This is a genomic window from Pseudoalteromonas sp. A22, from assembly GCF_018141345.1.
Lineage (GTDB): Bacteria > Pseudomonadota > Gammaproteobacteria > Enterobacterales > Alteromonadaceae > Pseudoalteromonas > Pseudoalteromonas maricaloris.
In genome coordinates this window covers 2,362,844-2,387,629 of sequence record NZ_CP047238.1, presented here as the reverse complement: position 1 = coordinate 2,387,629, position 24,786 = coordinate 2,362,844, and the positions used below count along the sequence as shown (strand labels likewise).

Sequence of the window (24,786 nt, the reverse complement as noted above, 5' to 3'; positions counted from 1 at the left end):
GTGATCCAAGTAGATAACTTATATAAAAAGATTGGTGAAGTGAACGCGCTAGACGGGCTGTCATTTACCGCTCGAGATGGTCAAATTACGGGACTATTGGGACCAAATGGAGCAGGTAAAACGACTTGTTTACGGACCGTATTTGGCCTGCTCCAAGCTGATCAAGGTACGGCTTCTATCGATAGTATTGATGTTGCCAAAGAGCCAACCAGGGCAAAACAACAATTAGGGTTGTTCCCAGACCCATGTGGACTCTACGAGCGCATGACACCGCGTGAATATACCCAGTTTTACGCTGAACTAAGTGGCATGGACGCAAAATCGGCCGCTGCCGCGACACAAGAAGTGTTAGAAAAGCTACAAATGTTGGATATCGCGGATAGACGCTGTAAAGGCTTTTCACAAGGCCAAAGAATGAAAACGGCGTTGGCGCAGGCAATCGTGCATAAACCAACGAATATTGTACTTGATGAGCCAACACGTGGTTTAGATGTAATGAGTACCAGAGTATTACGGGATTTGTTGTTGATGCTTAAGGCGCAAGGTCACTGTGTCTTGTTTTCTAGCCACGTGATGCAAGAAGTTGCAGCACTTTGCGACCATGTTGTGGTCATGGCGAAAGGCAAAGTGGTCGCGGAAGGTTCTCCACAAGCTCTATGTGAACAAACAGGTAAAGCATCGCTTGAGGAAGCTTTCATTACCCTAATCGGTACGGATGAAGGAATTGCAGCATGATGAAATTAATCTCAGTTTTATTTAAAAAAGAAGTGTTAGACGCAAGCCGTGACAAACGTTCGGTGATGGCTGGCCTTTACTATTGCATCGGTGCACCTATTCTAATGTGTGTATTATTTACCGTCATGTTTAAGCAAATGGCTTCGCCTGATGCACTCAAAATCACCATTAATAACGCAGAGAATGCGCCTAACTTAGTGCAATTTTTAGCGAGTAAAGAAATTGAACATGGTGAAGGCGAAGAGGTTAAGGGCATTACCTTGGAGATCAGCGATGATTACCAAGAGAATATGATGCAAGGTAAGAGCGCGACGGTATTTATCATCGCTGATAAATCGGAGCAAAAGTTACGTTCATCAATTAATCGACTAGAGCGTAACCTCATGTTATACAACAGCGAAGTTGCTTCATTGCGGTTAGTCGCTCGTGGTATCGATCCGACAATTGCACGTGCGATAGATGTTCAAACTCATGACCAAGCGACACCAACCTCTAAAGGGGGCTTCGTATTAGGTATTGCAACGTTATCTATTATTATTTCACTATTTTATGCGGCGATGGGTATGGCAATTGACAGTAGTGCAGGGGAGCGTGAACGCAACTCTTTACAGCTATTACTTAGCCATCCGATAAGTACTATGCATATTGTGTTAGCTAAAGTGGGGGCAATTGCAGGTTTCTCTATCATTGCTTTAGTGTTAACCACCATAGTATCAAAGTTTGCGTATAATATGGTGCCTTGGGAAATGATGGGCTTTACGGTGATTATTGGTCCTAAATTCATTATTTCGGCAATTATCATTGGCCTGCCTATTGCGCTAATGTCAGCCAGTTTATTGATATTCATCTCTTTCTTAGCTAAATCATTTAAAGAGGCGCAATCTTATGTAGCGATGGCGCTGTTCATTCCGGTAATGATGAGTATGGCAACGACCTATGATATTGCTACCGACATTATGCAGTGGATGCCGATCGCAGCGCAGCAAAACGCAATGATTGAAATCATTAAAGGCAATGCGATACCGGTACCACAACTATTGTTGTCGAGCGCTGTAACGCTGGGGTTGTTTGCTATTTTCACCTACCTAAGCAGTCGCATGCTAAAAAGTGAAAAGGTAGTGTTCGGCCTTTAATTTATTAGTTCCCAACAATGGCGCCCAAAGCGGCGCCATTTTTGTATTTTACCTCATCTCAATTTCACGTATAATCGGCGCCCCATAATTGATGTAGTAATGTACTAGCGCGATAACGCCCACAGTACACAGTTGAGTAAGTATGAATACGGCACCTAACACCATGACAGAGCAAGATAATCGCAAAGAAGTTTTAGAGTTTAATAAGCTGCAAAAGCGTCTGCGCCGTAATGTCGGCAATGCCATCAAAGATTACAATATGATCGAAGAAGGCGATGTGGTGATGGCTTGTATCAGCGGTGGTAAGGATTCATTCGCCATGCTGGATATTTTACTTAGCCTAAAAAAGGCAGCACCAATTCACTTTGATGTGGTGGCGGTCAATCTGGATCAAAAGCAGCCTGGGTTCCCAGAGCATATTTTGCCTGAGTACTTCGAGACATTAGACATTCCTTATTACATCATTGATAAAGATACTTACTCAGTCGTAAAAGAGAAAGTACCAGAGGGCAAAACGACTTGTGGCCTTTGTTCACGCTTGCGTCGTGGTACTTTGTACTCATTTGCGGAAAAGATTGGCGCAACTAAAATCGCACTGGGTCATCATTTAGACGATATCGTTGAAACGCTGTTTTTAAACATGTTCTACGGCGCAAGAATGAAAGCGATGCCGCCAAAGCTGCGCTCTGATGATGGTCGTAATGTGGTGATCCGCCCGCTCACTTATGCGCGTGAAAAAGATCTTATTCAATACGCTGAACATAAGGATTTTCCTATTATTCCGTGCAACCTATGTGGCTCGCAAGAAAACCTGCAACGTCAAAACATTAAATCTATGTTGGTAGAGTGGGATAAGAAAACACCGGGTCGAGTAGAGAATATTTTTAAATCAATTCAAAATGTTAGTCCAAGCCAACTGGCTGACACGGAACTCTTTGATTTTGAAAGTTTACCTCTAGATAGAGACGGTGAGCGTGAGGCTTATGACTTTAATGAAGCAGTGGTTTCCTCGACAAACATTGATGAATCATTGTTTATTGATGTAACTAATATTTAATTCTCAACAATGATTTTTCCAGGCTAGGTCTGATAGGCCTAGTCTAAAACTCAATAATTGGTACTCTATAACTTAACTACTTTTACTCCCCAACATCTTTCACTTTAAATTACCTGTTAACTCTACGTACCTAACTTATTCATGCTGTCGGGAAAATGATCTCTGCATGAGATATTTTTGTTCTTAGTTTTGCAAAAAATGCAATTAAATGTAGGTTAGTTATTTTAAATGCAATTAATAATTGTTATCATTTGCCTGTGCTTTAATAATAACTAAATTGTGGCTCTTAATGAAAACAGTATCAAAACTATCCCTTATCGCTTTAGCGATTATGTATCCCTCTTTGCATGCATCAGCTCAGCAGCAAGTGTCAGAAGATAAGCTTAAAGACCAAGACATAGAAAAAATAACCGTCGTTAGCCGAACATTAAATTTATATCGTAATGGTGAATCTTCAACGGGAAAGCTTGCGGTTGACCCACTTAACTCGACCCAAATGGTAACCTCTCTCAATGCAAATCTGATCCGTGATTTAGCCGCAAGAGATGCCAAAGATCTCTATCGTAATATCGCGGGGGTCAGCCAATTTAGCTACGCGGGGGTGACTGCACGTGGCTTTCGTCAAGAAGAAATCTATTTTGATGGTCTAAGAGGCGACCCATATGTTGGGTTTAATGTCCCACAGCTATTTAATGTCGAGCGTGTCGACTTTTTGAAAGGTCCCGCCGGTATGCTGTATGGACCCGGGGCACCTGGTGGATTATTCAACTATATAACTAAAAAGCCGCAATCTGAGTTTAGTGCCAATACTCGTATTATCGCGGGCACAGATAGCCGCTATGGTGCTTCTGGTGAGGCGACTGGTGAAGTAGCACAAGCACAAAGCATTCGCTTGGGGGCGTTTTACGAACAACAAGATACCTACCGCGATAATAGTGCAAGCGAAGTGGCAATTATGGATGCAGGTTACGCTTATGATTTTGATGATGCTCGTTTGATTTTGCAATACACGCACTACAAACAGGACTTGGACGCGAATCGCTTACGCGGTGTCCCCGCTGGCGATGACGGTGAGTTTCTAACGACACCATCGTGGAATCATAATGAGCCTACAGACTTTTTAAATCTAACCTCAGATGTATTGCAAGCAAGTGTTGTAGGGGATTTAAGTCCATCGCTAAGTTACAACGTTGCGCTTCGCTACATAGATAATGAGCAAGAACAGAATTATCATGAACCAAGAGCACTCATCGATAGCAATAAAGATGGTCAAATCGATTTGGTCGCACGTGAGTTCCGAGATCAACTAAGAGCCCAGTCTCAACTCTCTTTTGCGGCTAACTTTGTTTATGAAACACAGATGTTTGGTGCTGAGCAGCGTACCGCGTTTGGATTAGATATATATTCTGGTGAAGAAGATGCGTTATTAGGTCGAGCGTCAGCATCTAATGACTTTGTCACTCGTTATCTAAATGGTACGTCGTTAGACTCGGATATTTTGCCTTTGTCTCTCCACAACCCTAACTATGGAGAAACGCAGCCAAATCAATACAATGTGAAGTTTGCGCCAGAAAGTACAACGAAACAACAGCGTAATGGCACCTATGTACTCAACGAACTCGCTTGGGAGAAAGTAACGTTTGTAGCAGGCATACGTTATGACCAGTTTGAAGACGATGCCAATGGCAGTAAGTTTGATGATACCAATGTTAGCTTCAGAATTGGTGGTATCTACAAGCTATCTGATGATATCTCATTGTATTCACAGTGGGCTGACTCTTACGAACCCCAAGGCGTATCCAGTCAGGACGAAAAAGCGGGTGGTCCATTTGAGCCAACGACGGGTGATATCATTGAAGTTGGGCTTAACGCAGAGTTATTTAACGGAAGTACATTGCTAAAAGTGGCTGGTTATCAGATAACAAGGCAAAACTTGCTACAAAATACAGGTACAGATCCCGAGCAAGATGGTGTTGATAATTTAGCGCCAATCGGAGAAATCACGAGTAAAGGCCTAGAAATCGAGTTGATCACCGACGTGACACCTGACTGGGTAGTAAGCCTAGCCTATGCCTATAATGATGCGACTATCACCGCTGACAATGGCGCTGGTGGGATCCGCAATAGTGTTGGCGATAAATTTGCCAACGCCCCTGAAAATCAGTTTGGGGTGTGGACTCGATATCAGATCCCTGAGTGGAATCTGGCTTTCGCAGTTGGCGGTAACTATGTGGATGAGCAGCTTAGTTTATCTGGCCAAACACTAAATTCCTATTTCGTCGCTGACACCTCAATTATTTGGGAATTAGATAACTATAGTGTGCTATTCAGAGTTGAGAACGTACTTGATAAAGAATATGCAGAGTCGGGCTTTTTAGACCGCACGGGACACTTTCCGGGCGATCCAAGAAATGCTTTTCTTGAGTTTACCTACAACTGGTAATGTTTAAGTTAATCTGAGGCTCGGTGAGTTATCCGAGCTTGTGGAAATAAAAGTCTACCTTTATGAGGGTCAAGATGGCTGACAAAGCTAGACAAAGAAAGCGGCTACGCAAGTTATATGATTTACATGCCTGGGTAGGCTTTCAATTAGCGGCCGTTATGTTTGTGATCCTCGCAACGGGCACAATCGCAACTGTTTCAAATGAATTAGATTGGCTTGTTTTTGAGCAAATGCGTGCAAGCCAAAAGCCCAAAGAGGTAAAAGAGCAAACGGCTGCATCTTGGAGAAATATGTATGCGTCGATAGCTGAACGCTATCCAGAAGGTCGTGTTATTACTTTAGGTACAATGGGGAGCGACTACTTTACCTATCGAGCACGGGTGGCTTTCGAGGCTAAAAATGATAGGTATGTGCACGTCGATCAATGGACTTATGAAGTAACGGGCGATATACCATTACTCACAATTCAACGATTTTTTAGAGATTTGCATCGCTACCTATTTATGCCTGTAATGCCCGGGCTGCCAATTGTCACTGCTTTTGCATTCATTTTACTGATCTCTGTTTATACCGGACTGAAAACCACACGAAATTGGAAAGTTGCGCTGTGGCGTTTGAGAGTAGCACAAGGTACAAGAGTATTTTTGAGTGACTTGCATAAGGTTTTTGGCTTATGGGGACTGTGGTTTAGTACACTTATTATTATCACAGGTATTTGGTATCTGTTTGAGTTTTCTGCACGGGTAGCCGGTTTTAGTTTGGAGCCTCCAGCTCCAAAAGTTGAGTATGTTACAGCGGTAAAAGACGCCAACATGCTGTCTGTAAATAGGTTTGAAAGCGCTTTTGAGAAAGCGCAGCTTGCCATTCCCAATTGGACGATAACAACCGTACAACTGCCAAGAGCAGATACTGCGGTGCTGCGTTTTCAAGGAATGAGTACAAACCCTGTACTTCGGGATAGAGCGCACAAGGTTTATATGGACCCAACAACGCTAGAGGTTTTAGCAATACAGCAACCTGAAAATATGGCGTGGGGCAATTATCTTAACGAATATGCAGATCCATTACACTTTGGTTATTTTGCAGGGATCACCTCTAAGCTTATATGGTTTGTGTTTGGTCTTGCGTTAACCGGACTGTCGTTTACCGGCGTGATGATGACATACAAGCGCACTAAGTCTAAAAGTATAACGGGTGCACAGTTGGCAACGTTGCCGATATTTTGTTTATCAGCATTTTACTTTTATTTCTGGCTCGCCAGATACACATAAAGGGATGTGCGGCTGTGTATTTACCGCACATTTAATTAACTTGAGCGCTGAGTTAGTCTTCTAATGGGGATTTATAGCCATCTGGCTTTAGTGCTAAGACATCACAGTCTAAGCTATCAATCACGTGCTCAGCAGTATTGCCAACAAGCGCTGCACTCAGTCCAGTGCGACCGACCGTGCCAATGACCACTAATTCAGCGTCTTTTTCTTTAGCAACGTAGGGGATAACGTCCTCTGGTAGACCTTCTTTGATGATGCAATCGCTTTTATCTATTGAATAAGTTTCTGCGAGTGCAAATGTCTCGTCTTCATGATGTTTTTTCACGGCTTCATTGTATTGCGATGGGTTAAACTCGGGAATTTCTATCGCAATATTAACAGGCGTTGCTGGATAGGTGTTTACCAAGCTCAATTTAGCATTGGCTAATTCACATAAAAACTGAGCATCTGTAATGATACGTTTATTGAGTTCTTGATGTTGTTCGTTATCGCTGACAGAGTTTACCGCTGCAATAATGTTGCCTTGATCTGGCCAAGCGTGATCTTTAACCAGTAATAGTGGCGCAGGGCATTTGCGAATTAAATGCCAGTCGGTTGGGGTGAAGATAACTGACTTTAGGGTATCGTGCTGATGGGTGGATTTAATGACCAAATCATAGTCATGTGCAAGCACGGTTTTGATGATCGCTTCGTAGGGGCGATTGTGCCACAACACTTTAGTTTGGATACTCACATCAGAAAAGCCCTTAACCATATCGGCAAGCCATGCTTCTCTGTCTTTAATTACTGCCTCACGCATTGCTTCACGTTCGTCTTTAGACAACATCGTGGTCATTTCATAGGAGAAGTCATAAATAGACATAAATGCAGTGATGGCTGCACCGGTACGCTTGGCAAGATTGATAGAGCGTTCTAAGCTATTTTGGCGCTCTTTGGTTGGATCAATGACGGTGAGTATACTTTTGATTTTATCCACGACTATCTCCTTAAAACGGTATTCAAATAAGATCAGAAGCTTTTTCACCTCTGACCTTATTGAGTGTAACCGATCCTATCTAAGGATAAAGTCTTAACGATAAATAGTTTGTTCTAAATCAAGATGCAATCGCGGCTGTTTCTGCTAAGGCTGCAGCATCAATTATAGTAATAAACTTACCTTCGACCTTGATTGTTCCGGCTTTTTGGAAACGGCTGAGTAAACGGCTAATGGTTTCTACGGTAAGACCCAAGTAGTTACCAATTTCACCGCGCGTCATCGTAAAGCGGAATTCTTTACGAGAAAAACCTCGCTCGCCAAAGCGATTTGAAAGATTATAAATAAAAGTTGCTAAACGTTCTTCAGCAGTCTTTTTATTCAATAATAACAACATCTCTTGGTCGTAATTGATTTCACTGCTCATTAATCGCATGATCTGTTGGCGTAGCTTAGGCAGTTTACCGGCTAATTCATCTAGGGTGTCAAAAGGGATTTCGCACACCATAGAGGTTTCTAACGCTTGTGCGAAGCTTTGGTGCTGCATTTTATTGATGGCATCAAAACCCACAAGATCGCCCGCAAGGTGAAATCCTGTGATTTGCTCGTCGCCTTGCTCAGACAGTGTGTAGCTTTTAAATGAGCCGGAACGAACGGCAAAGATAGCATTTAATGGCGCACCTGACTCGAAAAGAAAATCCCCTTTATGAAGCGGCTTTTTACGTTCAATGATCTCATCTAGCTTGTCCATTTCGCTGCCATTGAGCGAAAATGGGAGGCAAAGTTGACTGATACTGCAATTATTGCAGCTGATTGTGCATTGGCTCTTTGAGCGGTTTTGATTACTTAAGTCCATAAAATTTCCATAAGTCTATGACGCACGTGAAGGCAACCTAGTATCAAAGCATAACGGCTTTGGTACTACAGATCGCCACAAACTCATATGACACGCAAAAGAAAATTTGGTTATCAATTGGAGCTCCTAATCTCAAAGCGCTAACCAATAATCTTAAATGATGAGTTTGCTTAGATAAGGATAGGTTAATGTACTAACTTATCAGTTGCAATAATAATTAAATAAACACCATACCAAATCAATAAATTACCCATAATAATACGTGTAACTAAATGATTTATAAACTTTTGTAGCAGCTGAGCCGATTGTCCTATTACAATCAGCGCAGGCATTGTGCCGATACCAAAGGCGAGCATAATGAGTGCGCCTTCAGTTGCTGATTTTGCTTGTAATGTCCATGTTAAAGCCGAATAAACTAGGCCACAGGGTAGCCATCCCCATAAGGCCCCGTAGCAAAACGCTTTGGTTTTTGTATTGACCGGGACTAAGTAGCGATTGAGCTTAACAATATGTTGCCAAATTAAGCTTTTAGCAAACGACTCTAGCCATTTTAAGGTGCTGGCTAAGCGCATTACGTAGATAGCGACAAGCACCATAAAAATACCACTCATCAATTGTAATATAATGGCGAGTGACGTGTTTTGCTTGGCGAGACTTGCCCCGAGTAGGGCAACAAGGCTGCCAGCAAGCGCATAGCTGGAGATACGTCCGATATTATACAACAGGGTAACAACCACTGCAGAAAGCTGCTTACTCGCCAGTTGTAGCGAACTGGCAATACCGCCACACATCACCAAACAGTGACCACTTCCTGCAAGCCCCATCACAAATGCACTTAGCAAGCTTATCTCATTCATGCTAGTTGTCGTTATTACTCTTATTATTTGATGGTTTTACGGACTTATCACCCGTTTGCGCTTTATCATCATCGAATAAGATGCTGTGGCCCTGTTTATTCAAATCTGAAAATTGTTCGCTTTTTACTGCCCAAAAGAAAATACCAATAGCAATAATGACGAATAAAATGGCGATAGGTATTAATACGTAGATGATACTCATAGCTTTAATAACCTTAATGAATTACCGATCACGATGATCGAGCTAGCTGACATACCAATAACTGCTATCCAAGGTGGAATGAGGCCAAGTGCAGCGAGTGGCAAAATGGAGCCGTTATACAAAAGTGATATGGTTAAGTTTTGCTTTACTATTCTGCGCGTTTGTTTCGCTACTTGCTGAAGGGCTAGAATGGCATTCAAATCGCTATTTAACAACACCACATCAGCGGTATTCTTTGAGATATCAGCGCCGGTATCCATCGCAACTGACAAGTGAGCGCTATTGAATACTGGGCTATCGTTGATGCCATCACCAACCATAGCGACAATCTCGCCTTGTTTGGACCAAGTTTCAACGGCTTGTTGCTTAACCTCTGGTGTGCAAGCGCTTTGGTAGCTATCTAATGCTAACTGCTGCGATAACTCTTTGCCTGCATTGGAGCTATCCCCAGTTAGCATGTGGCATGTAAGGCCCGCTTGTTGTAGCTGTTCAACAACTGTTTCAGCATTGCTTTTTACTTTGTCATTGAAGTAAAAATCTGCAACTGCGTTGTTGTTAATGAACAAGGTAGCTTGAGCAAATGACGCGTGGTTATCAAACCAATGGCTCTTCCCAAGGGCAATAGTGACTCCCTGCCAGTGACCACGGATCCCTGAACCAGCCACAACTTCAACATCTTGGACTAGGTTTTCGGTTGGGGTGATATGTGCAAATGCGCGAGCGATTGGGTGCTCAGAAAAGCGCTCTAACGCTGCTGCGAAATCCAAGACTTGTTGCTCGTTGTATTCCGTTTGCAGAAACTCAATGTGTTTAATTGAGAAACGTCCTTCGGTCAGTGTGCCTGTTTTGTCAAAGGCAACACGCGTTAATTTGGTTGCCGTTTCTAATACATGGGCTTCTTTAATCAAGATCCCTTTTTTCGTAAGTGACGCAACGGCGCAGGTAAGCGCGGTTGGTATCGCAAGGCTTAACGCACAAGGGCAGGTTGCTACTAGCACTGAAATCGTGACCCAAAAAGCCTTATCTGGTGAAATAGGGTACCAGCCGATGGCGGTAATTGAGGCAAAAATTAATAGACAGGCAACAAACCACTGGGCGACTTTATCGGTGATTTCCACCAACTTAGGGCGTTTGGTAAGTGCGTTATGCTGCAGTCGAATAATTTGGTTGAGCAGGGTATTTTGCCCAATTTTATTGATCTCTAACGTAATTACACCGTCATGATTCACGGTTCCAGCATACACTTGATGGCCTTGATATTTCTTAACAGGCAAATGTTCGCCTGTCATCATCGACTCATCAACGGTGGTATGGCCTTTGAGCACTAATCCATCCGCAGGGATAGTTTCTCCAGCCTTAACTAATATCAGATCGTTCAATTTTAGCTTTTTGGCGGCAATATGTTGTTCATTGTTATTCTCATCAACCTTTCTGGCGGTCAATGGCAGCAGCTTTTGCAGGTTTGCAGTAAACTCGCTGGCTTTTAGTCTGGCCCTGAACTCAAGGTATTTACCTAACAACAGCAAGAAGGTAAACATACAGATGGATTCAAAATAGACTTCGCCGACTTCCATAAAAGTAGCGTAAGTGCTGGCGCCGTAGGCTCCGAATATGGCAAGTGAAACAGGGAGATCCATATTCAGTTGTTTAGCTTTCAGCCCTTTAACCGCATTCGTTAAAAATGGCATCGCTGAATACAGAATAACAGGAGAGGCAAGCACGAGGCTTATCCAACGAAAGTACTGTTCAAAGTCCTCTTCCATGCCTGAAAACATGCCAAAGTACATGGCAAATGCAAACATCATCACTTGCATAGTCATGAGGCCAGCAACGCCTAAACGACGGATGTATGCTTTCGCTACGGCTTGCTTTTGTGCAGCTTCTTCATCGGCTTGAAATGGGTAGGCCTTATAGCCGATTTCCATCAAGGATTTGATGATATCGCTTAACTTTACGTGTTTATCTTGCCATACAATCATGGCGCGATGGGTGGAGGTGTTAACATCAACTCGAACGATACCGCCGAGCGCCAGCAGTTGTTTTTCGATAAGCCAAGCACAAGCGGCGCAGCTTATTCCTTCAACACTGAGCAGCACCTCTTTGTGCTCACCGCTAATTTCGACGAAGTCCTCTTGGATCTCGTCGTTATCATAGCTGAGTAGCATTTTGAGTTGTTCAGGTACAAGCTCTTCAACTTTACCTGCACTTTCTGTGCGGTAAGTATAGTAGTCACTCATACCTTGAGAAATAATGGTTTCGGCAACGGCCTGGCAGCCAATACAGCAAACCGGTTGTGCGCTACCCTCAAAGGTAACCGAGCCTACAAACCCTTTAGGAATAGGCTCCAAACAATGAAAACACGAATTTGCCATGGCAGCTTACTTATACTGTGGAGTGACCGCGATAATACCATCATGTGGCAGTTGGATTTTTTCTTTCATTTTCCAACTGTTGTCCATAGGCTCTATAAATACCGTGAACACACCGCTATGTGGTTCATCAAATAAGCCAGTAAACTCGCCGCTGGCGTTTTTAGTCAGCGTGACTGCAAAATCGTATTTCTCAATAGTGCGGTGGTAAAACGAGAGCTTTAATGCATGAACTTTAGAAGCGTCGCCCTTGGTAAATTTAAAGGTGACTTTTTGCTCTGCTACTTGCAGGTCACCATGTAAATAGAGCGCTTTTGCTTTATCAAACTTACTCAGCTCTAGGTTGATTGCTTTACCTTTTTTGTAGTAGTCATCAACGACCATATCAGGACCATTACCGACTGCAAACGTGATGAGAAAAACACAGGCAACGACAGTAACGAGTGGGAAAAAAATTAAAAACCAAGGCCAAAAATTCTTATACCAAGGGGTAGGGTTCATAGTTGCTCACATGGCTATAAAACTTGCTCGTATTCTACCGTAAGTTGCGGTAAATACCTAAAAAAAAGCCTCCAAATGGAGGCTTTTTTGATCTCAAATAATGTTCTAAAAGCTAAGCTTATTGGCCTTGTGACAAGCTATAAACATACGCTGTTAGAAGGTGTACTTTATCTTCACCTAAGATATCTTTCCATGCTGGCATTACACCCGCACGACCGTGGCGAAGTGTGTCTTCAACTGCGCGTTGAGAACCACCGTATAGCCAGATATTATCGGTTAAGTTTGGTGCACCGAACGGAAGGTTATGTGCAACAGAACCTTTACCATCCATACCATGACAAGCCGCACACATTGCAAACTTAGCTTTACCTGCATCAGCATCTTTTTGGTTAACAGTACGTCCAGAAAGGCTTAGTACATAAGCAGTCATTTCTTTTACGCCTTGATCACCAAGTGCATCTTGCCAAGCTGGCATCGCTGCAACACGACCGTTAAGCAGTGTTTCTTTGATCTTGTCAGGCGTGCCACCATATAACCAGTCTTTATCAGTTAGGTTAGGGAAGCCTGCGCCACCACGAGCATCAGAGCCATGACACTGAGCACAGTTTTGCGAGAATAAACGTTGACCGATTTCAAGTGCTTCTTCGTTCTTTGCAAGCGTAAGTACGTCTTGCTTTGCAAATTCTTGGAAGATAGGACCAAAACGGTCTTGTGCTGCTTCAACTTCTTTATCAAGTTGTACCCACTGGCCATTTTCATGTGCTTCAGCGACTGCTTTCTTAGACTCTGCCAAGGTAGTAATGCCTTGGTTAGAGCTCGTCCAGTTTAAGAAACCTTTAAAGTTACCAAGACCTGGGTAAGCAGCAAGATAATATACTGACCAAACAAAAGTCGCGAAGAACATGTAAGTCCACCACTTTGGTAGTGGATTATTTAATTCCTCAATTCCGTCGAACTCGTGACCACAGCTTTCGCCTTCTTTGACACCTGTGTAGTTTTTCAGGTTCCAAATTAGCAGGCCGAAAATCAGAGCTAGACACGCTAGGGTTAGTACGATAACCCAAATACTCCAAAAGCTAGTCATTTTTCAGACTCCTTTTCCTCGTTAGAGATAGTGTTGTTATGTTTTTTCTCATCTTCAAAAATGGCATTAGCAGCGTCGTCGAAACGGCGCTTAGACCGCTTGCTATATGCCCACACAACAATCACTATAAACAGTACCAAAATTACCAGAGTCAAAATGCCTCTGTATGTGCCGTAATCCATAACAATTACTTCAAATGTGTGCCAAGTTGTTGTAAGTAAGCGATAAGTGCTTGCATTTCTGTTGCACCTTCACCACCGTTCATCGCGTGAATTTCATCCACTTGCGCTTGTAGTTCAGCATCATCACCGTAGCCTTTGCCATTGTAGCGGTCTGACGACTTATCAATACCAAATGCATCACGGAACACTTGTAATTTTTTCAGAGTATAAGTGGTATCTACTTTAGTGCTATCAAGCCAAGGGTAGCCTGGCATGTTTGACTCAGGTACCACCGAGCGAGGATCCATTAAGTGCGCATAGTGCCAGTCGTCAGAATAACGCTGACCAACACGTGCCAAATCTGGACCTGTACGCTTAGAACCCCACTGGAATGGGTGATCCCATACCGACTCACCGGCTACAGAGTAGTGACCGTAGCGCTCAACTTCATCACGGAATGGACGAACCATCTGTGAGTGACAGTTGTAACAACCTTCACGTACGAAGATGTCACGACCTTCCATTTCAAGCGCGGTAAGCGGGCGTAAGCCTTCTACTGGCTGAGTGGTATCTTTTTGGAACATTAGTGGAGTAATTTCAACTAGTGCACCGAAGCTAATCGCGAATACCGTTAGGATAGCCATCAGGCCAACGTTCTTTTCAACGATTTCGTGTTTGTTTGTTGAGTTATTGTTGCTCATACTCAATACCCCTTAAGCCACTTGCGGGTTTGCATCAGTGGCAAGTTGACCACTTTTTGCAGTAACCGTACGGAATACGTTGTAAGCCATTACCAGCATACCAACTACGATGAATACACCGCCTAGGAATCGCATGATGTAGAAAGGCTTAGAAGCTTCTAGTGACTGAACAAAGCTGTACATTAATGTACCGTCAGCATTTACTGCGCGCCACATTAGGCCTTGCATAACACCAGAGATCCACATTGCAACGATATAAAGCACAACACCAACTGTGTGTAGCCAGAAATGTGTGTTAACTAGCTTGATGCTGTACATGTTACCGTGACCAAATAGGGCAGGGATTAGGTGGTAAATTGCACCGATAGAAATCATCGCAACCCAACCTAGTGCACCAGAGTGTACGTGACCTACTGTCCAGTCTGTGTAGTGTGAAAGCGCATTTACAGACTTAATAGCCATCATTGGGCCTTCGAACGTAGACATACCGTAGAACGATAGAGACACAACTAAGAAACGCAGTACTGGGTCAGTACGTAGTTTGTGCCAAGCGCCAGACAGCGTCATGATACCGTTGATCATACCGCCCCAAGAAGGAACGAATAGGATAACTGACATCACCATACCTAGAGACTGTGTCCAATCAGGTAGTGCTGTGTAGTGAAGGTGGTGAGGACCTGCCCAAATATATAGAGAAACAAGTGCCCAGAAGTGAACAACCGATAGACGGTAAGAGTACACTGGACGACCTGCTTGTTTTGGTACGAAGTAGTACATCATACCTAAGAAACCAGCGGTAAGTAGGAAACCTACAGCGTTGTGACCATACCACCACTGAACCATCGCATCTACTGCACCTGCGTAGATTGAATAAGATTTAGTAAGTGATACAGGAATAGCCATACTGTTTACAATATGAAGCACTGCAACAGTGATAATGAAACCAGCGTAGAACCAGTTTGCTACATAGATGTGTGACACTTTACGCTTGATAAGAGTACCAAAGAATACTACAGCATAAGTAACCCATACTACCGCGATTGCGATATCAATCGGCCATTCTAGTTCAGCGTATTCTTTTGAAGAAGTAATACCCAGAGGAAGCGTGATAGCCGCAGATACGATGATGGCTTGCCAACCCCAGAAGGTAAATGCGGCAAGTTTGTCAGAGAACAGGCGCGTTTGACACGTGCGCTGAACAACATAGTAAGAGGTTGCAAATAGTGCACTTGTACCAAATGCAAAGATTACTGCGTTCGTGTGTAACGGACGAAGTCTAGAGTAAGTTAACCATGGAATGTCGAAGTTTAACGCAGGCCACGCAAGTTGCGCTGCGATAAATACACCTACACCCATGCCAACAATGCCCCAAATCACTGTCATGATAGCGAATTGGCGTACAACTTTATAATTGTACTCAGTTTGTGATGCTACTGTTTGGCTCATTTTCTGGATTCCGCTGCAATTTATTGCGATTAGAAATGAATTACCTGAATTACAGGCCCTAGTTATATTTCTTCAAGCCCGTCATGTTTTAACTCAAAAGATGAGTGAAAACCTAACCAGCCCGAGAAACCTTTATTTTTGCGAGGAAATGATAATTTTTTTGCTTATGAAAAGATACCTAAAACGCCTAAAATTATGACATCAATCAAGTTTTCACGCGCTTTTTGTTCGCTTCTTAAGCAACCTAGCATTTGCCCTGAAACTTGCGTACACTGCGCAGGATTCAGAAGTGACGGTAAATCCCTCATGATTGCAAAGCAATTAACAATCGGGTTGCTAGGTGTTTTCCTCGTGGCCTGTTCAGACCCGACTATTATTATACATGAAAGTTCAGAAAAAAGTGAAAGTTCAGTAACAAGAAATGTCTGTAATTTTTCAACGCCCTGTGATTTAACTCCACAAGTGCAGATTTATCTGGGCTCAGAGCAAGTTCAACCTGAAACAGAATTTACCATTGGGCTAAAAAGTGCGACTAAAGTAGAGGTCGTTTCGGCATGGCTTGAGGGAGAAAATATGAACATGGGGAGAATTCCCGTGTTCTTTGACAAAAACACACTGATAGCCAAAACCATGGTTGGTGTGTGTACGGATAAATCTATGCGTTGGATTTTACGTTTAACGCTAACCGTTAACGGCCAGTCTGTTACTACCAGTCATCCAATAGCTGTAAATTACCAATGAATAAATCTGTTTTTATCGAATATCTCAAGTTTGCACTTGAACAAAAGTTGCTTGAAGCCACTGAAGCGGCAAACAGTGCTCGTGCTGACGCGACTCACGAACAAAGTGCTGCTGAAACACAATACGACTCGTTGAGTATCGAGTATGGCTACCTAGCAGAAGGGCAAAGTGAGCGCATTGATGCCATGCATTTGGCGAAACAAACAATATTGAATCAGTTGGCGCTAGCTGTGAGCAATACAATTACACATAACGCACTAGTTGAAATTGAAGATGAGCAGGGCAACTGTCATTGGTTTTATTTTGCGCCTTGCGAAGGCGGACTAAAAATCCAATATAAAGAAACACCAGTGTTGGTGTTAACGTTTGATGCGCCCCTTGGCAAGCGGTTAAAGGGGTTAACGGTAGACGAAGATATTTCATTTTTCTTCAACGGCCAACAACAAATGTTAACCGTGATGCAAATACTGTAGAGTGGTTTACTCTCGTTTTGCTACGAGTTGCTACGAGAACAATTTCTTTCTTACTATTGCCCGATATGTGCTTGGTGATCTTCCCATTAATTGCCGAAATACTCTGCTTAATTGCCCTTGTGAATTAAATCCAGAAGCAAGGGCAATATCTTGAATGGAGAGATTACTGCTCGCGAGTAGCTCTTTGCACATCTCAATACGCACCTGTTGTAAGTAGGCAACGGCGGTTTGTCCTGTTGCTTGTTTAAAGCGGCGGTTAAAGGTGCGATAGCTCAAATCAAATTGTGCTGCGACAGTGGGTAAAGAGATTTCCGATGCGGCATTATTTTTCAGCCAAAATTGAATTGCGGCAATTTGCTCATCAGCATGACGGTCCACAGCACCTTCTAAATAGCGCTGTTCTTCGTAAGGCTTACGAATTTCATGAGAAAAATTTTGCTGCACATGGTGTGCGGCATCTATCCCGTACAGTAATTCAATAATGTGAACAATAACATCAGCCAGCGCATTTAAGCTGGCTACAGTATAGATCCGCTCTGATTGAGTGATAAAGTAATCCGGTTTTAATTCAACATTGGGGTATAGCTGAGAAAATTGTTTGGCAAAATGCCAGTGGGTCGTTGCTGAATGCCCGTCAAGCAGGCCAGAACTTGCTAAAAAGCAAACACCCGTACCAACACCTATCAGTGTGCTTCCAGCTCCCCATGCATCCGCAAGTGACTCACTCAGCGCTTGGTTTTGTCTTACAAGTGGTCTTGGATTTCGCCATATACTTGGCACAATAATGTAGTCATATAAAGGCAATGAGCTAAAGTCACTTTGTGCTTCAAGTGTCATGTAATTATCGGCGTTAACTGCCTCGCCTTGGCTGCTGCAAAGGAGAACTTCTAAAGGAACATAAGCCTCTTTTAGATGCACTTTAGCAAAGGCTTGTCCGGCTTTGAGCATTTCCAGCGGTAAGGTGACACTGGTAACGAGCATATGCTTGTAAAGCACAATGGCGACCTTTGTACAGGATTTCATCTGCTCCGACCTCTTTTATTTGGCGAAAAGTGATTTATATGTGGCGTATTTTGTAAAAACTTAAATTCGAATGCAATTAAAATCAAGTCATTATCTTAGTTCAGAAGTAGGAACGACATGACAGCATTGCCAATTATTGTAGGAATGGGGGGTATTAACGCCGCGGGGCGCACCTCTTTCCATCAAGGCTACAAACGTATTGTACTTGATAAGCTAAATGCTAAAGACCGACAAGAGACCTATTTGGGCCTTGCGAGTTTAATGAACTTAGTGCGTTATGAAAATGGCCAGCTGATTGACCAAAACGACCAAGTCGTTCAAGAGGTGGAGATTGAGTCGCGTTTTGGTGAGCAGATCTTAGCGGGAACGTTGATCCGTAAAATCGAAAAAAACCATTTTGATGTAGATGCGACCCCTTGGCAGCAAAAGCTCACAATGAAAGCAAATGATGACAGCAAGATAGTATTTAGTTGTCGTAAGCGTGACTTGCCAGAGCCAGTTCCTGCAGCTTGGCAAGTGATTGAGCTTGATCCAAAAACGGTTGAAGTAACCATTGCGGACCAGATTGAAGTTAAGCACGATAGCTTCAGAGACAACCCAATTAAAGCCGCAGGTCAATTACCAACAGGCTTTGAGCCGTCACTCATGTATAACAGCCGTTACCAACCACGCGGCCTTCAGGCAACTATTTTTGCTGCAACCGACGCTATCCGCTCAACGGGTCTTGAGTGGGATAAGGTAATGAACAGCGTACGACCGGACCAAATCGGCACTTACTCCGCCTCTGTGGCAGGGCAAATGAATGATGAGGGCTTAGGTGGATTAGTACGTAGTCGTTTACGTGGCGACCGAGTAAGCACTAAGCAGTTGGCGCTAGGACTCAACACCATGTCCACTGACTTTATCAATGCTTATGTTACTGGCAGCGTTGGCACAACGTTTACGACATCAGGTGCCTGTGCGACGTTTCTATATAACCTCCGCGCTGCAGTGAATGATATTCAGGCTGGCCGTACTCGAGTGGCGATTGTAGCCAGTGTTGAGTGTGCTATAACACCAGAGATCATCGAAGGCTTCGGTAATATGGGCGCACTCGCAAATGAAGAAGGTTTGCGTAAACTTGATGGTACTGAGCATGTAGACTATCGCAAAACAAGTCGTCCTTTTGGTGAAAACTGTGGCTTTACAATTGGTGAAGGGGCACAAGTGGCGATTTTGATGGATGATGCCTTAGCACTGGAGCTTGGCGCGCAGATCATGGGCTCTGTGGCCGACGTATATGTCAACGCAGACGGCGTGAAAAAGTCGATTACGGCACCTGGACCTGGTAACTATATTACCATGGCAAAATCGGTCGCGCTGGCTCAGCAAATCGCAGGCACTGAGGCCTTAGTAAAGCGCAGCTTTATTTTGGCACATGGCTCAAGCACACCACAAAACCGGGTTACTGAGTCGCTTATCTATCACAAAATTGCAGAAGCTTTTGCGATTAATGGCTGGAAAGTGGCGGCGCCAAAAGCATATGTTGGTCATACTATAGCGCCAGCGTCTGGCGATCAGCTTGCGATGGCACTTGGGGTGTTCGAGTACAATATTATGCCAGGGATCACCACGATTAATGCAGTAGCTGAAGATGTTCACGCCGAGCATTTAGATATTCGCACTGAGCACTATGAGTGCGAGCCAATGGATATCGCCTTTATAAATTCAAAGGGCTTTGGTGGTAACAATGCAACGGCAACGGTACTTTCTCCAAAGCTCACGAAGCAGCTACTAAGCAAGCGTTATAGCCAAGCTGAGTTTGCAAATTATGAGCAACAACTTGCCACTACAACACAAAGGCAAATTGCATATCAGCAAGCGGCCGATTATGGTCAATACGAGCTCATTTATCGTTTTGGCAATGGCATGATTGATGAGTCTGAATTGAATTTAAGTCAGCAAGAGTTAGCCATTCCTGGGTTCGAGCAAAGTATACAGCTTTGTCCAACGAATCCATACGGCGATTTAATCTAATGTTAAGCAAGCAAGGCGTACAGGGAGTACGCCTTTTTTATTTTTAGCTTAGTGCTGTGCTTAAATGCGCAAACGGCAGTCAGGCTCACCTCATATAGTTAGCATGAAACTCAAGATGACTTTCAATAAAACTCGAGATAAAGAAATAGCTATGATCGTAACCTTCATGCATGTTTAGCGCGATAGGGTAGCCTACTTTTTCTGCAGCTTGTTCGAATAACCAAGGCTTTAGCTGCTCGTCTAAAAACTGGTCACTTAAACCTTGCTCAATGAGTATCGGACGTTTTGTTGGACTAACATAGTGCGACAATAGTTCGGTCGCGTCATATTGTTGCCAACGCTGTTTGTCGTCCCCTAAATATCCTGTTAGCGCTTTTTGACCCCAAGGGCAGTTACTTGGGTTAACGATTGGACTAAATGCTGAGATACTCGTATAGGCGTCAGGGTTTCTAAGCCCAATAATTAATGCACCATGACCACCCATGGAGTGACCACTAATGGCTTTTTGCGGGCTAACCGGGAAGTGGGCTTCGATTAATTGAGGTAGTTCTTCAGTCACGTAGTCATACATTTGATAATGTTGACTATATGGAGCCTGTGCCGCATTGACGTAAAACCCCGCACCTAAACCAAAGTCATAAGCGCCATTTTCGTCATCTGCAACGCCTTCTCCGCGCGGGCTTGTATCTGGTGCGACAATAGCGATACCAAGCTCGTTGGCTTTTTTAAACGCACCTGCTTTTTGCATGAAGTTTTCATCGCTGCAGGTTAACCCTGAGAGCCAATATAAAACCGGGACTTGTTGTCCCTCATTGACGATTTCAGGTAAGAAAATGGCGAAGGTCATTTCACACTGCGTCGACTGGCTGGTATGTGTGTAGCGCTTATGCCAACCGCCGGATACTTTGTTGCTGGAAATCAGTTCCATCAAGTGCTCCTTAATTAAGTGAAATAGGACGCAGCCTGTGCGTCCTTGAGCGGGTACTAGTAATGGATCACCGAGCGGATACTCTTGCCTTCATGCATTAAATCAAAGGCTTCATTAATATCTTCGAGCTTCATGGTATGAGTGATAAAGTCATTGAGCTTGAATTCACCAGCCATATAGCGTTCAACAATCTCAGGAAGCTCTGAGCGACCTTTTACGCCACCAAAAGCACTACCGCGCCATACGCGACCGGTAACCAATTGGAATGGGCGTGTTGAAATCTCTTGTCCAGCGCCTGCAACACCGATGATCACCGACTCACCCCAACCTTTGTGACAGCACTCAAGGGCACTTCTCATGACATCTACGTTACCGATACATTCGAACGAGAAATCCACACCGCCATCGGTCATTTCAACGATCACTTCTTGGATAGGTTTATCGAAGTTTTTCGGGTTGATAAGATCGGTTGCCCCAAGCTTTGTCGCCAGCTCAAACTTATCTTCATTGATGTCGATACCGATGATCCGACTCGCGCCAGCCATTGCCGCGCCAATGATAGCGGACAAGCCGATACCACCTAGGCCGAAAATGGCGACGGTATCGCCTTTTTGCACTTTAGCGGTATTCATTACTGCGCCCATTCCCGTGGTGACACCACAGCCAAGCAAACAGATCTCCTCAAGAGGCGCTGCTTTGTTTACTTTAGCCAAAGAGATTTCTGGCAGTACAGTGTACTCAGAGAACGTTGACGTGCCCATGTAGTGATAAATTGGTTGGCCGTCTTTATAAAAGCGGGTTGTGCCATCAGGCATCAAGCCTTTACCTTGGGTTTCACGGATCTGCTGACAAAGGTTCGTTTTACCAGACTTACAGAACTTACATTCGCCACACTCCGGTGTGTACAATGGGATCACGTGGTCGCCAACGGCAACGCTGGTAACGCCTTCACCAATCGCTTCAACAATACCTGCGCCTTCATGACCTAAGATTGCTGGGAATACGCCTTCAGGATCGTCGCCAGACAAAGTGAAAGCATCGGTATGACATACGCCCGTTGCGGTGATTTTAACTAAGACTTCGCCTTTTTTCGGTGGCATAACATCAACTTCTTCAATACTAAGCGGTTGACCTGGGCCCCAAGCGATCGCTGCTTTAGATTTAATAAATTCAGACATGGTTTGTTCCTTTCTTAAAAGTTGATAGCAGTATAACTACATTATGATTTTTGATAATCTATAAAAATTATAAAGACTTTTACGTATATGTAATAATGGATAGATGGATTGGCATTGATGAGTTTGTTGCGGTCGCGAGTAATGGCTCATTTAGTGGAGCTGCAACTCAGTTAAATACTTCGGTTGCGCAAATTAGTCGCCGAGTGAAAATGTTAGAGGAGCGGCTCAACATACAACTTTTGACGCGCACTACCCGAAAGCTAGCGCTGACTCAGGAAGGTGAAGTGTTTTTATCTCACGCAAAGCATTTACAGCATGGATTAGATGACGCCACTGCTGCAATCCGTCAACGTGACAGACAGCCAACAGGCAAACTTAAGCTTACCGCACCGGTAATGTACGGCGAATCTTATGTCATGCCTGCCGTGGTTGAATTTATGCGTTTGTATCCCAAAGTTGAGGTAGAAATGCATTTGACGAACAACCAAGTCGACTTGCTCGATAAGGGCTTTGACTTGGCAATTCGCCTCGGTAAGTTACAGGATTCATCACTGCGCGCCAAACGGCTAACCACACGTAAAACCATGGTGTGTGGTGCAAATATCTATTTAAATCAATTTGGCCAACCGCATACGCTCGCTGAGCTTAGCAATCATAAATGTTTAATTGGCAATAGTAGCGAATGGCGTTTTGTTGAGCACGGTAAAGCGCGACAAATTAAAGTGGCGGGGCCACTGCGTTGCAACAGTGGTTGGGGGCTCTTGGAAGCAGCAAAGCAAGGCTTAGGTTTGGTACAGTTACCGCATTATTACGTGCAAGAGGCGCTAGAGAGTGGTGAGTTAACAGAGGTACTAACCAACTTTAGACCTGAGGAAGAGGGGGTCTGGGCGCTGTATCCACCCAGACAATTTGTCGCGACCAGTTTACGCTTGTTACTGGATCACTTAAGTGCGTACTTTAATAAGTTTTAGCCATAGTATCAATGGCTTGGCTGAGCGCTATCTCACGACTATCACAAAATGCACGGTCGCCTAGACGGTCATGAATGTTTAAGCGCTTGAGCTTATCGGTGGTCTCCAAATTCGGTGAATAGATAAACACGCTACAGTCAGCATCAAGCGCATCTGTAATCGCATTTTCAATGGCTAAGCCCACGGTGACATCAATCATAGCTACGTCGCTTAAATCTAATACCATGGCTTTGTATTCACTAATCTTGCGGTGTTGTCTTGCGATTGCTTTTGAGACGCTAAAAATCATTGGCCCGGAAAGATAAAAGAATAATAGTTTACCGTTGGCTTTATCTAACAGCTCGCTTTCCTTTTTTGTTAGTGGCACATCTTCATCGCTATCACTGTCGCTAATTGCTTTAACGTGATTAGCTTGCACTCGGCTTAATCTCTCTATGATCATCACATTGGAGATAAATACGCCAAGGCCCACGGCAACAATAAGGTCAACAAAAACGGTAAGTAGCATGACGCCATACATAATCGCCATTTGACTGACACTAAGCTTATGAGCACGCTGGATAAAACTCCAATCCAGAATATTAAAACCAACATACACTGCAATACCAGCAAGCACCGCCATTGGGATTGGCTCGGTCAGGCTGCCCGCGATAAAGACTACGGCCATCAAAATTAGTGCCCTGAATATCCCAGCGATTGGCGAGCGAGCGCCGACTTGAATATTGACCACAGTTCCCATCGTTGCGCCAGCACCTGGCAATGCACCAAAAAGCCCAGCTATCATATTGGCAATACCTTGGCCTCTGAGCTCCTTATCAGAATCATGCTCGGTTCGCGTTAAACTGTCGGCTATTACTGCTGTTAGCAATGTATCTATACAACCCAAGGTGCCCAGTACCAATGCGTCGATAAGCATTTCAATTAATAGCTCTGGTGATAATACTGGAAACACAATACTTGGTAGGCCACTTGGAATTTCTCCGATGCGGCGAATACTATCGGTATCAAAGATAATAATTGAAAGCAGTGTAACGGCGACGAGTGCGACCAGTTGAGCGGGGACGTACTGGCGCCACTTACTTGGCATTTTGAATAAGATTGCAAGTGTGATCACCCCGAGGAACAACTCAGAAAAGTGTAAGTCCATCAGCAGGCTGGGCAAGTTAGACAAAGTGCCAACAACACCACCTGCAGGCGCTTGGTGTCCAAGTAAAGGAGCAAGCTGCAAAATAATGAGGATAACACCAATACCAGACATAAATCCGGAGATGACGCTGTAAGGCATCAAGGTAACGTATTTACCTAACTTGAGCGTACCGAGTAAAACCTGAAAAGCACCTGCCATCATGACAACAGTAAAGCCCATCGCAAGACCATTTTCGGGATACTTGCTCATCATGGCGGTGAGTACTGCTGTCATGATAACAGTCATTGGGCCGGTTGGTTCAGAAATGAGGGAGGTTGAACCACCGAACAGTGCGGCAAATAAGCCAACCAAAATTGCGCCCCACATCCCAGCTTCTGCGCCAGCACCAGAGGCAACACCAAAAGCGAGTGCGAGTGGTAAAGAAATAATTGCAGTGGTTACACCACCGAATAGGTCACCTTTTAAAGAGGCGTTTTTAAATCTCTTAAGTGTGATCATACTTTTGACTTTAACGATCAAA

The 24,786-nt window shown here is 43.9% G+C and carries 23 protein-coding genes; 9 read left to right on the top strand and 14 right to left on the bottom strand.

The genetic code is table 11. The features are described 5' to 3' along the window. The 5 genes from GSF04_RS15470 (at position 1) to GSF04_RS15450 (ending at position 6,639) form a co-directional block, all read left to right on the top strand. Positions 1-735 carry an ATP-binding cassette domain-containing protein gene (locus GSF04_RS15470; protein ID WP_045990628.1) on the top strand — a complete coding sequence of 245 codons (735 nt, stop codon included), beginning with the start codon at positions 1-3 and terminating at the stop codon, positions 733-735. Further along, entirely contained in the window at positions 732-1,868 is a 1,137-nt protein-coding gene (locus GSF04_RS15465; RefSeq protein ID WP_211857770.1) for an ABC transporter permease, read from the top strand. Before GSF04_RS15470 ends, GSF04_RS15465 begins: the two co-directional genes overlap by 4 nt. A gap of 163 nt (positions 1,869-2,031) precedes the next feature. Beyond that, a complete protein-coding gene (gene ttcA / locus GSF04_RS15460) occupies positions 2,032-2,925 on the top strand; it encodes a tRNA 2-thiocytidine(32) synthetase TtcA (RefSeq protein ID WP_010373971.1) in 894 nt (297 codons plus the stop codon). Positions 2,926-3,214: 289 nt separating this feature from the next. Next, complete coding sequence (locus GSF04_RS15455; RefSeq protein WP_211857768.1) at positions 3,215-5,368, top strand: TonB-dependent siderophore receptor; 2,154 nt, start codon at positions 3,215-3,217, stop codon at positions 5,366-5,368. Between the two features lie 74 nt (positions 5,369-5,442). Continuing rightward, positions 5,443-6,639, top strand: coding sequence for a PepSY-associated TM helix domain-containing protein (locus GSF04_RS15450; RefSeq protein ID WP_211857767.1), 1,197 nt, complete (start codon positions 5,443-5,445; stop codon positions 6,637-6,639). 52 nt (positions 6,640-6,691) lie between these two features. Here the strand turns inward: GSF04_RS15450 and uspE are convergent, their stop codons facing one another. From uspE to ccoN, 10 genes are all read right to left on the bottom strand, one after another. Continuing rightward, on the bottom strand, positions 6,692-7,615 hold the full coding sequence (gene uspE, locus GSF04_RS15445; RefSeq protein ID WP_010373977.1) for a universal stress protein UspE: 924 nt from the start codon (positions 7,613-7,615) through the stop codon (positions 6,692-6,694). Between the two features lie 118 nt (positions 7,616-7,733). Next, positions 7,734-8,468: an FNR family transcription factor gene (locus GSF04_RS15440; RefSeq protein ID WP_010373979.1), complete on the bottom strand. Its 735-nt coding sequence runs from the start codon at positions 8,466-8,468 to the stop codon at positions 7,734-7,736. A 185-nt stretch (positions 8,469-8,653) separates the two neighbouring features. Then, on the bottom strand, positions 8,654-9,325 hold the full coding sequence (locus GSF04_RS15435) for a sulfite exporter TauE/SafE family protein (protein ID WP_069022370.1): 672 nt from the start codon (positions 9,323-9,325) through the stop codon (positions 8,654-8,656). A 1-nt stretch (position 9,326) separates the two neighbouring features. After that, complete coding sequence (ccoS, locus tag GSF04_RS15430) at positions 9,327-9,527, bottom strand: cbb3-type cytochrome oxidase assembly protein CcoS (protein ID WP_010373983.1); 201 nt, start codon at positions 9,525-9,527, stop codon at positions 9,327-9,329. After that, on the bottom strand, positions 9,524-11,899 hold the full coding sequence (locus tag GSF04_RS15425; RefSeq protein ID WP_211857766.1) for a heavy metal translocating P-type ATPase: 2,376 nt from the start codon (positions 11,897-11,899) through the stop codon (positions 9,524-9,526). Before GSF04_RS15425 ends, ccoS begins: the two co-directional genes overlap by 4 nt. 6 nt (positions 11,900-11,905) lie before the next feature. Beyond that, positions 11,906-12,397 carry a FixH family protein gene (locus tag GSF04_RS15420; RefSeq protein ID WP_010605013.1) on the bottom strand — a complete coding sequence of 164 codons (492 nt, stop codon included), beginning with the start codon at positions 12,395-12,397 and terminating at the stop codon, positions 11,906-11,908. A 118-nt stretch (positions 12,398-12,515) separates the two neighbouring features. Next, positions 12,516-13,481 carry a cytochrome-c oxidase, cbb3-type subunit III gene (gene ccoP / locus GSF04_RS15415; protein ID WP_211857765.1) on the bottom strand — a complete coding sequence of 322 codons (966 nt, stop codon included), beginning with the start codon at positions 13,479-13,481 and terminating at the stop codon, positions 12,516-12,518. Next, a complete protein-coding gene (locus tag GSF04_RS15410) occupies positions 13,478-13,663 on the bottom strand; it encodes a cbb3-type cytochrome c oxidase subunit 3 (RefSeq protein ID WP_010373992.1) in 186 nt (61 codons plus the stop codon). The genes ccoP and GSF04_RS15410 overlap by 4 nt, the downstream gene beginning before the upstream one ends. A gap of 5 nt (positions 13,664-13,668) precedes the next feature. Then, positions 13,669-14,343, bottom strand: a complete 675-nt coding sequence (ccoO, locus tag GSF04_RS15405) for a cytochrome-c oxidase, cbb3-type subunit II (RefSeq protein WP_010373994.1) — start codon at positions 14,341-14,343, stop codon at positions 13,669-13,671. Positions 14,344-14,355: 12 nt separating this feature from the next. Further along, on the bottom strand, positions 14,356-15,789 hold the full coding sequence (ccoN, locus tag GSF04_RS15400) for a cytochrome-c oxidase, cbb3-type subunit I (RefSeq protein WP_010373997.1): 1,434 nt from the start codon (positions 15,787-15,789) through the stop codon (positions 14,356-14,358). A gap of 306 nt (positions 15,790-16,095) precedes the next feature. Here ccoN and GSF04_RS15395 point away from each other — a divergent pair, with 306 nt between their 5' ends. Beyond that, a complete protein-coding gene (locus GSF04_RS15395; protein WP_211857764.1) occupies positions 16,096-16,530 on the top strand; it encodes a hypothetical protein in 435 nt (144 codons plus the stop codon). Continuing rightward, positions 16,527-17,003 carry a transcription elongation factor GreAB gene (locus tag GSF04_RS15390; protein WP_211857763.1) on the top strand — a complete coding sequence of 159 codons (477 nt, stop codon included), beginning with the start codon at positions 16,527-16,529 and terminating at the stop codon, positions 17,001-17,003. Before GSF04_RS15395 ends, GSF04_RS15390 begins: the two co-directional genes overlap by 4 nt. A gap of 30 nt (positions 17,004-17,033) precedes the next feature. Here the strand turns inward: GSF04_RS15390 and GSF04_RS15385 are convergent, their stop codons facing one another. Then, positions 17,034-18,026, bottom strand: a complete 993-nt coding sequence (locus GSF04_RS15385; RefSeq protein WP_211857761.1) for a helix-turn-helix domain-containing protein — start codon at positions 18,024-18,026, stop codon at positions 17,034-17,036. A 117-nt stretch (positions 18,027-18,143) separates the two neighbouring features. Here GSF04_RS15385 and GSF04_RS15380 point away from each other — a divergent pair, with 117 nt between their 5' ends. Beyond that, complete coding sequence (locus tag GSF04_RS15380) at positions 18,144-20,042, top strand: beta-ketoacyl synthase (RefSeq protein WP_211857759.1); 1,899 nt, start codon at positions 18,144-18,146, stop codon at positions 20,040-20,042. An 85-nt stretch (positions 20,043-20,127) separates the two neighbouring features. Here the strand turns inward: GSF04_RS15380 and fghA are convergent, their stop codons facing one another. Together fghA and GSF04_RS15370 are read right to left on the bottom strand one after the other, a co-directional pair. Then, entirely contained in the window at positions 20,128-20,970 is an 843-nt protein-coding gene (fghA, locus tag GSF04_RS15375) for an S-formylglutathione hydrolase (protein WP_211857757.1), read from the bottom strand. A gap of 56 nt (positions 20,971-21,026) precedes the next feature. Continuing rightward, entirely contained in the window at positions 21,027-22,148 is a 1,122-nt protein-coding gene (locus GSF04_RS15370) for an S-(hydroxymethyl)glutathione dehydrogenase/class III alcohol dehydrogenase (protein WP_069022378.1), read from the bottom strand. Between the two features lie 95 nt (positions 22,149-22,243). Between GSF04_RS15370 and GSF04_RS15365 the strand changes: the two genes are divergently transcribed. Beyond that, positions 22,244-23,119: a LysR substrate-binding domain-containing protein gene (locus tag GSF04_RS15365; RefSeq protein ID WP_211857755.1), complete on the top strand. Its 876-nt coding sequence runs from the start codon at positions 22,244-22,246 to the stop codon at positions 23,117-23,119. On the opposite strand, the gene GSF04_RS15360 is transcribed toward GSF04_RS15365, so the two are convergent. Beyond that, positions 23,106-24,764, bottom strand: a complete 1,659-nt coding sequence (locus tag GSF04_RS15360) for a SulP family inorganic anion transporter (protein WP_211857754.1) — start codon at positions 24,762-24,764, stop codon at positions 23,106-23,108. The genes GSF04_RS15365 and GSF04_RS15360 overlap by 14 nt on opposite strands. Between the last annotated feature and the right edge of the window lie 22 nt (positions 24,765-24,786).

What these genes read in the sequence shown, in the direction of transcription:
- GSF04_RS15465 (WP_211857770.1), top strand. Translation starts at nt 732, where the DNA reads ATGATGAAATTAATCTCAGTTTTATTTAAAAAAGAAGTGTTAGACGCA.
- ttcA (WP_010373971.1), top strand. Translation starts at nt 2,032, where the DNA reads ATGACAGAGCAAGATAATCGCAAAGAAGTTTTAGAGTTTAATAAGCTG.
- GSF04_RS15455 (WP_211857768.1), top strand. Translation starts at nt 3,215, where the DNA reads ATGAAAACAGTATCAAAACTATCCCTTATCGCTTTAGCGATTATGTAT.
- GSF04_RS15450 (WP_211857767.1), top strand. Translation starts at nt 5,443, where the DNA reads ATGGCTGACAAAGCTAGACAAAGAAAGCGGCTACGCAAGTTATATGAT.
- GSF04_RS15440 (WP_010373979.1), bottom strand. Translation starts at nt 8,468, where the DNA reads ATGGACTTAAGTAATCAAAACCGCTCAAAGAGCCAATGCACAATCAGC.
- GSF04_RS15435 (WP_069022370.1), bottom strand. Translation starts at nt 9,325, where the DNA reads ATGAATGAGATAAGCTTGCTAAGTGCATTTGTGATGGGGCTTGCAGGA.
- ccoS (WP_010373983.1), bottom strand. Translation starts at nt 9,527, where the DNA reads ATGAGTATCATCTACGTATTAATACCTATCGCCATTTTATTCGTCATT.
- GSF04_RS15425 (WP_211857766.1), bottom strand. Translation starts at nt 11,899, where the DNA reads ATGGCAAATTCGTGTTTTCATTGTTTGGAGCCTATTCCTAAAGGGTTT.
- GSF04_RS15420 (WP_010605013.1), bottom strand. Translation starts at nt 12,397, where the DNA reads ATGAACCCTACCCCTTGGTATAAGAATTTTTGGCCTTGGTTTTTAATT.
- ccoP (WP_211857765.1), bottom strand. Translation starts at nt 13,481, where the DNA reads ATGACTAGCTTTTGGAGTATTTGGGTTATCGTACTAACCCTAGCGTGT.
- GSF04_RS15410 (WP_010373992.1), bottom strand. Translation starts at nt 13,663, where the DNA reads ATGGATTACGGCACATACAGAGGCATTTTGACTCTGGTAATTTTGGTA.
- ccoO (WP_010373994.1), bottom strand. Translation starts at nt 14,343, where the DNA reads ATGAGCAACAATAACTCAACAAACAAACACGAAATCGTTGAAAAGAAC.
- ccoN (WP_010373997.1), bottom strand. Translation starts at nt 15,789, where the DNA reads ATGAGCCAAACAGTAGCATCACAAACTGAGTACAATTATAAAGTTGTA.
- GSF04_RS15395 (WP_211857764.1), top strand. Translation starts at nt 16,096, where the DNA reads ATGATTGCAAAGCAATTAACAATCGGGTTGCTAGGTGTTTTCCTCGTG.
- GSF04_RS15390 (WP_211857763.1), top strand. Translation starts at nt 16,527, where the DNA reads ATGAATAAATCTGTTTTTATCGAATATCTCAAGTTTGCACTTGAACAA.
- GSF04_RS15385 (WP_211857761.1), bottom strand. Translation starts at nt 18,026, where the DNA reads ATGAAATCCTGTACAAAGGTCGCCATTGTGCTTTACAAGCATATGCTC.
- GSF04_RS15380 (WP_211857759.1), top strand. Translation starts at nt 18,144, where the DNA reads ATGACAGCATTGCCAATTATTGTAGGAATGGGGGGTATTAACGCCGCG.
- fghA (WP_211857757.1), bottom strand. Translation starts at nt 20,970, where the DNA reads ATGGAACTGATTTCCAGCAACAAAGTATCCGGCGGTTGGCATAAGCGC.
- GSF04_RS15370 (WP_069022378.1), bottom strand. Translation starts at nt 22,148, where the DNA reads ATGTCTGAATTTATTAAATCTAAAGCAGCGATCGCTTGGGGCCCAGGT.
- GSF04_RS15365 (WP_211857755.1), top strand. Translation starts at nt 22,244, where the DNA reads ATGGATAGATGGATTGGCATTGATGAGTTTGTTGCGGTCGCGAGTAAT.
- GSF04_RS15360 (WP_211857754.1), bottom strand. Translation starts at nt 24,764, where the DNA reads ATGATCACACTTAAGAGATTTAAAAACGCCTCTTTAAAAGGTGACCTA.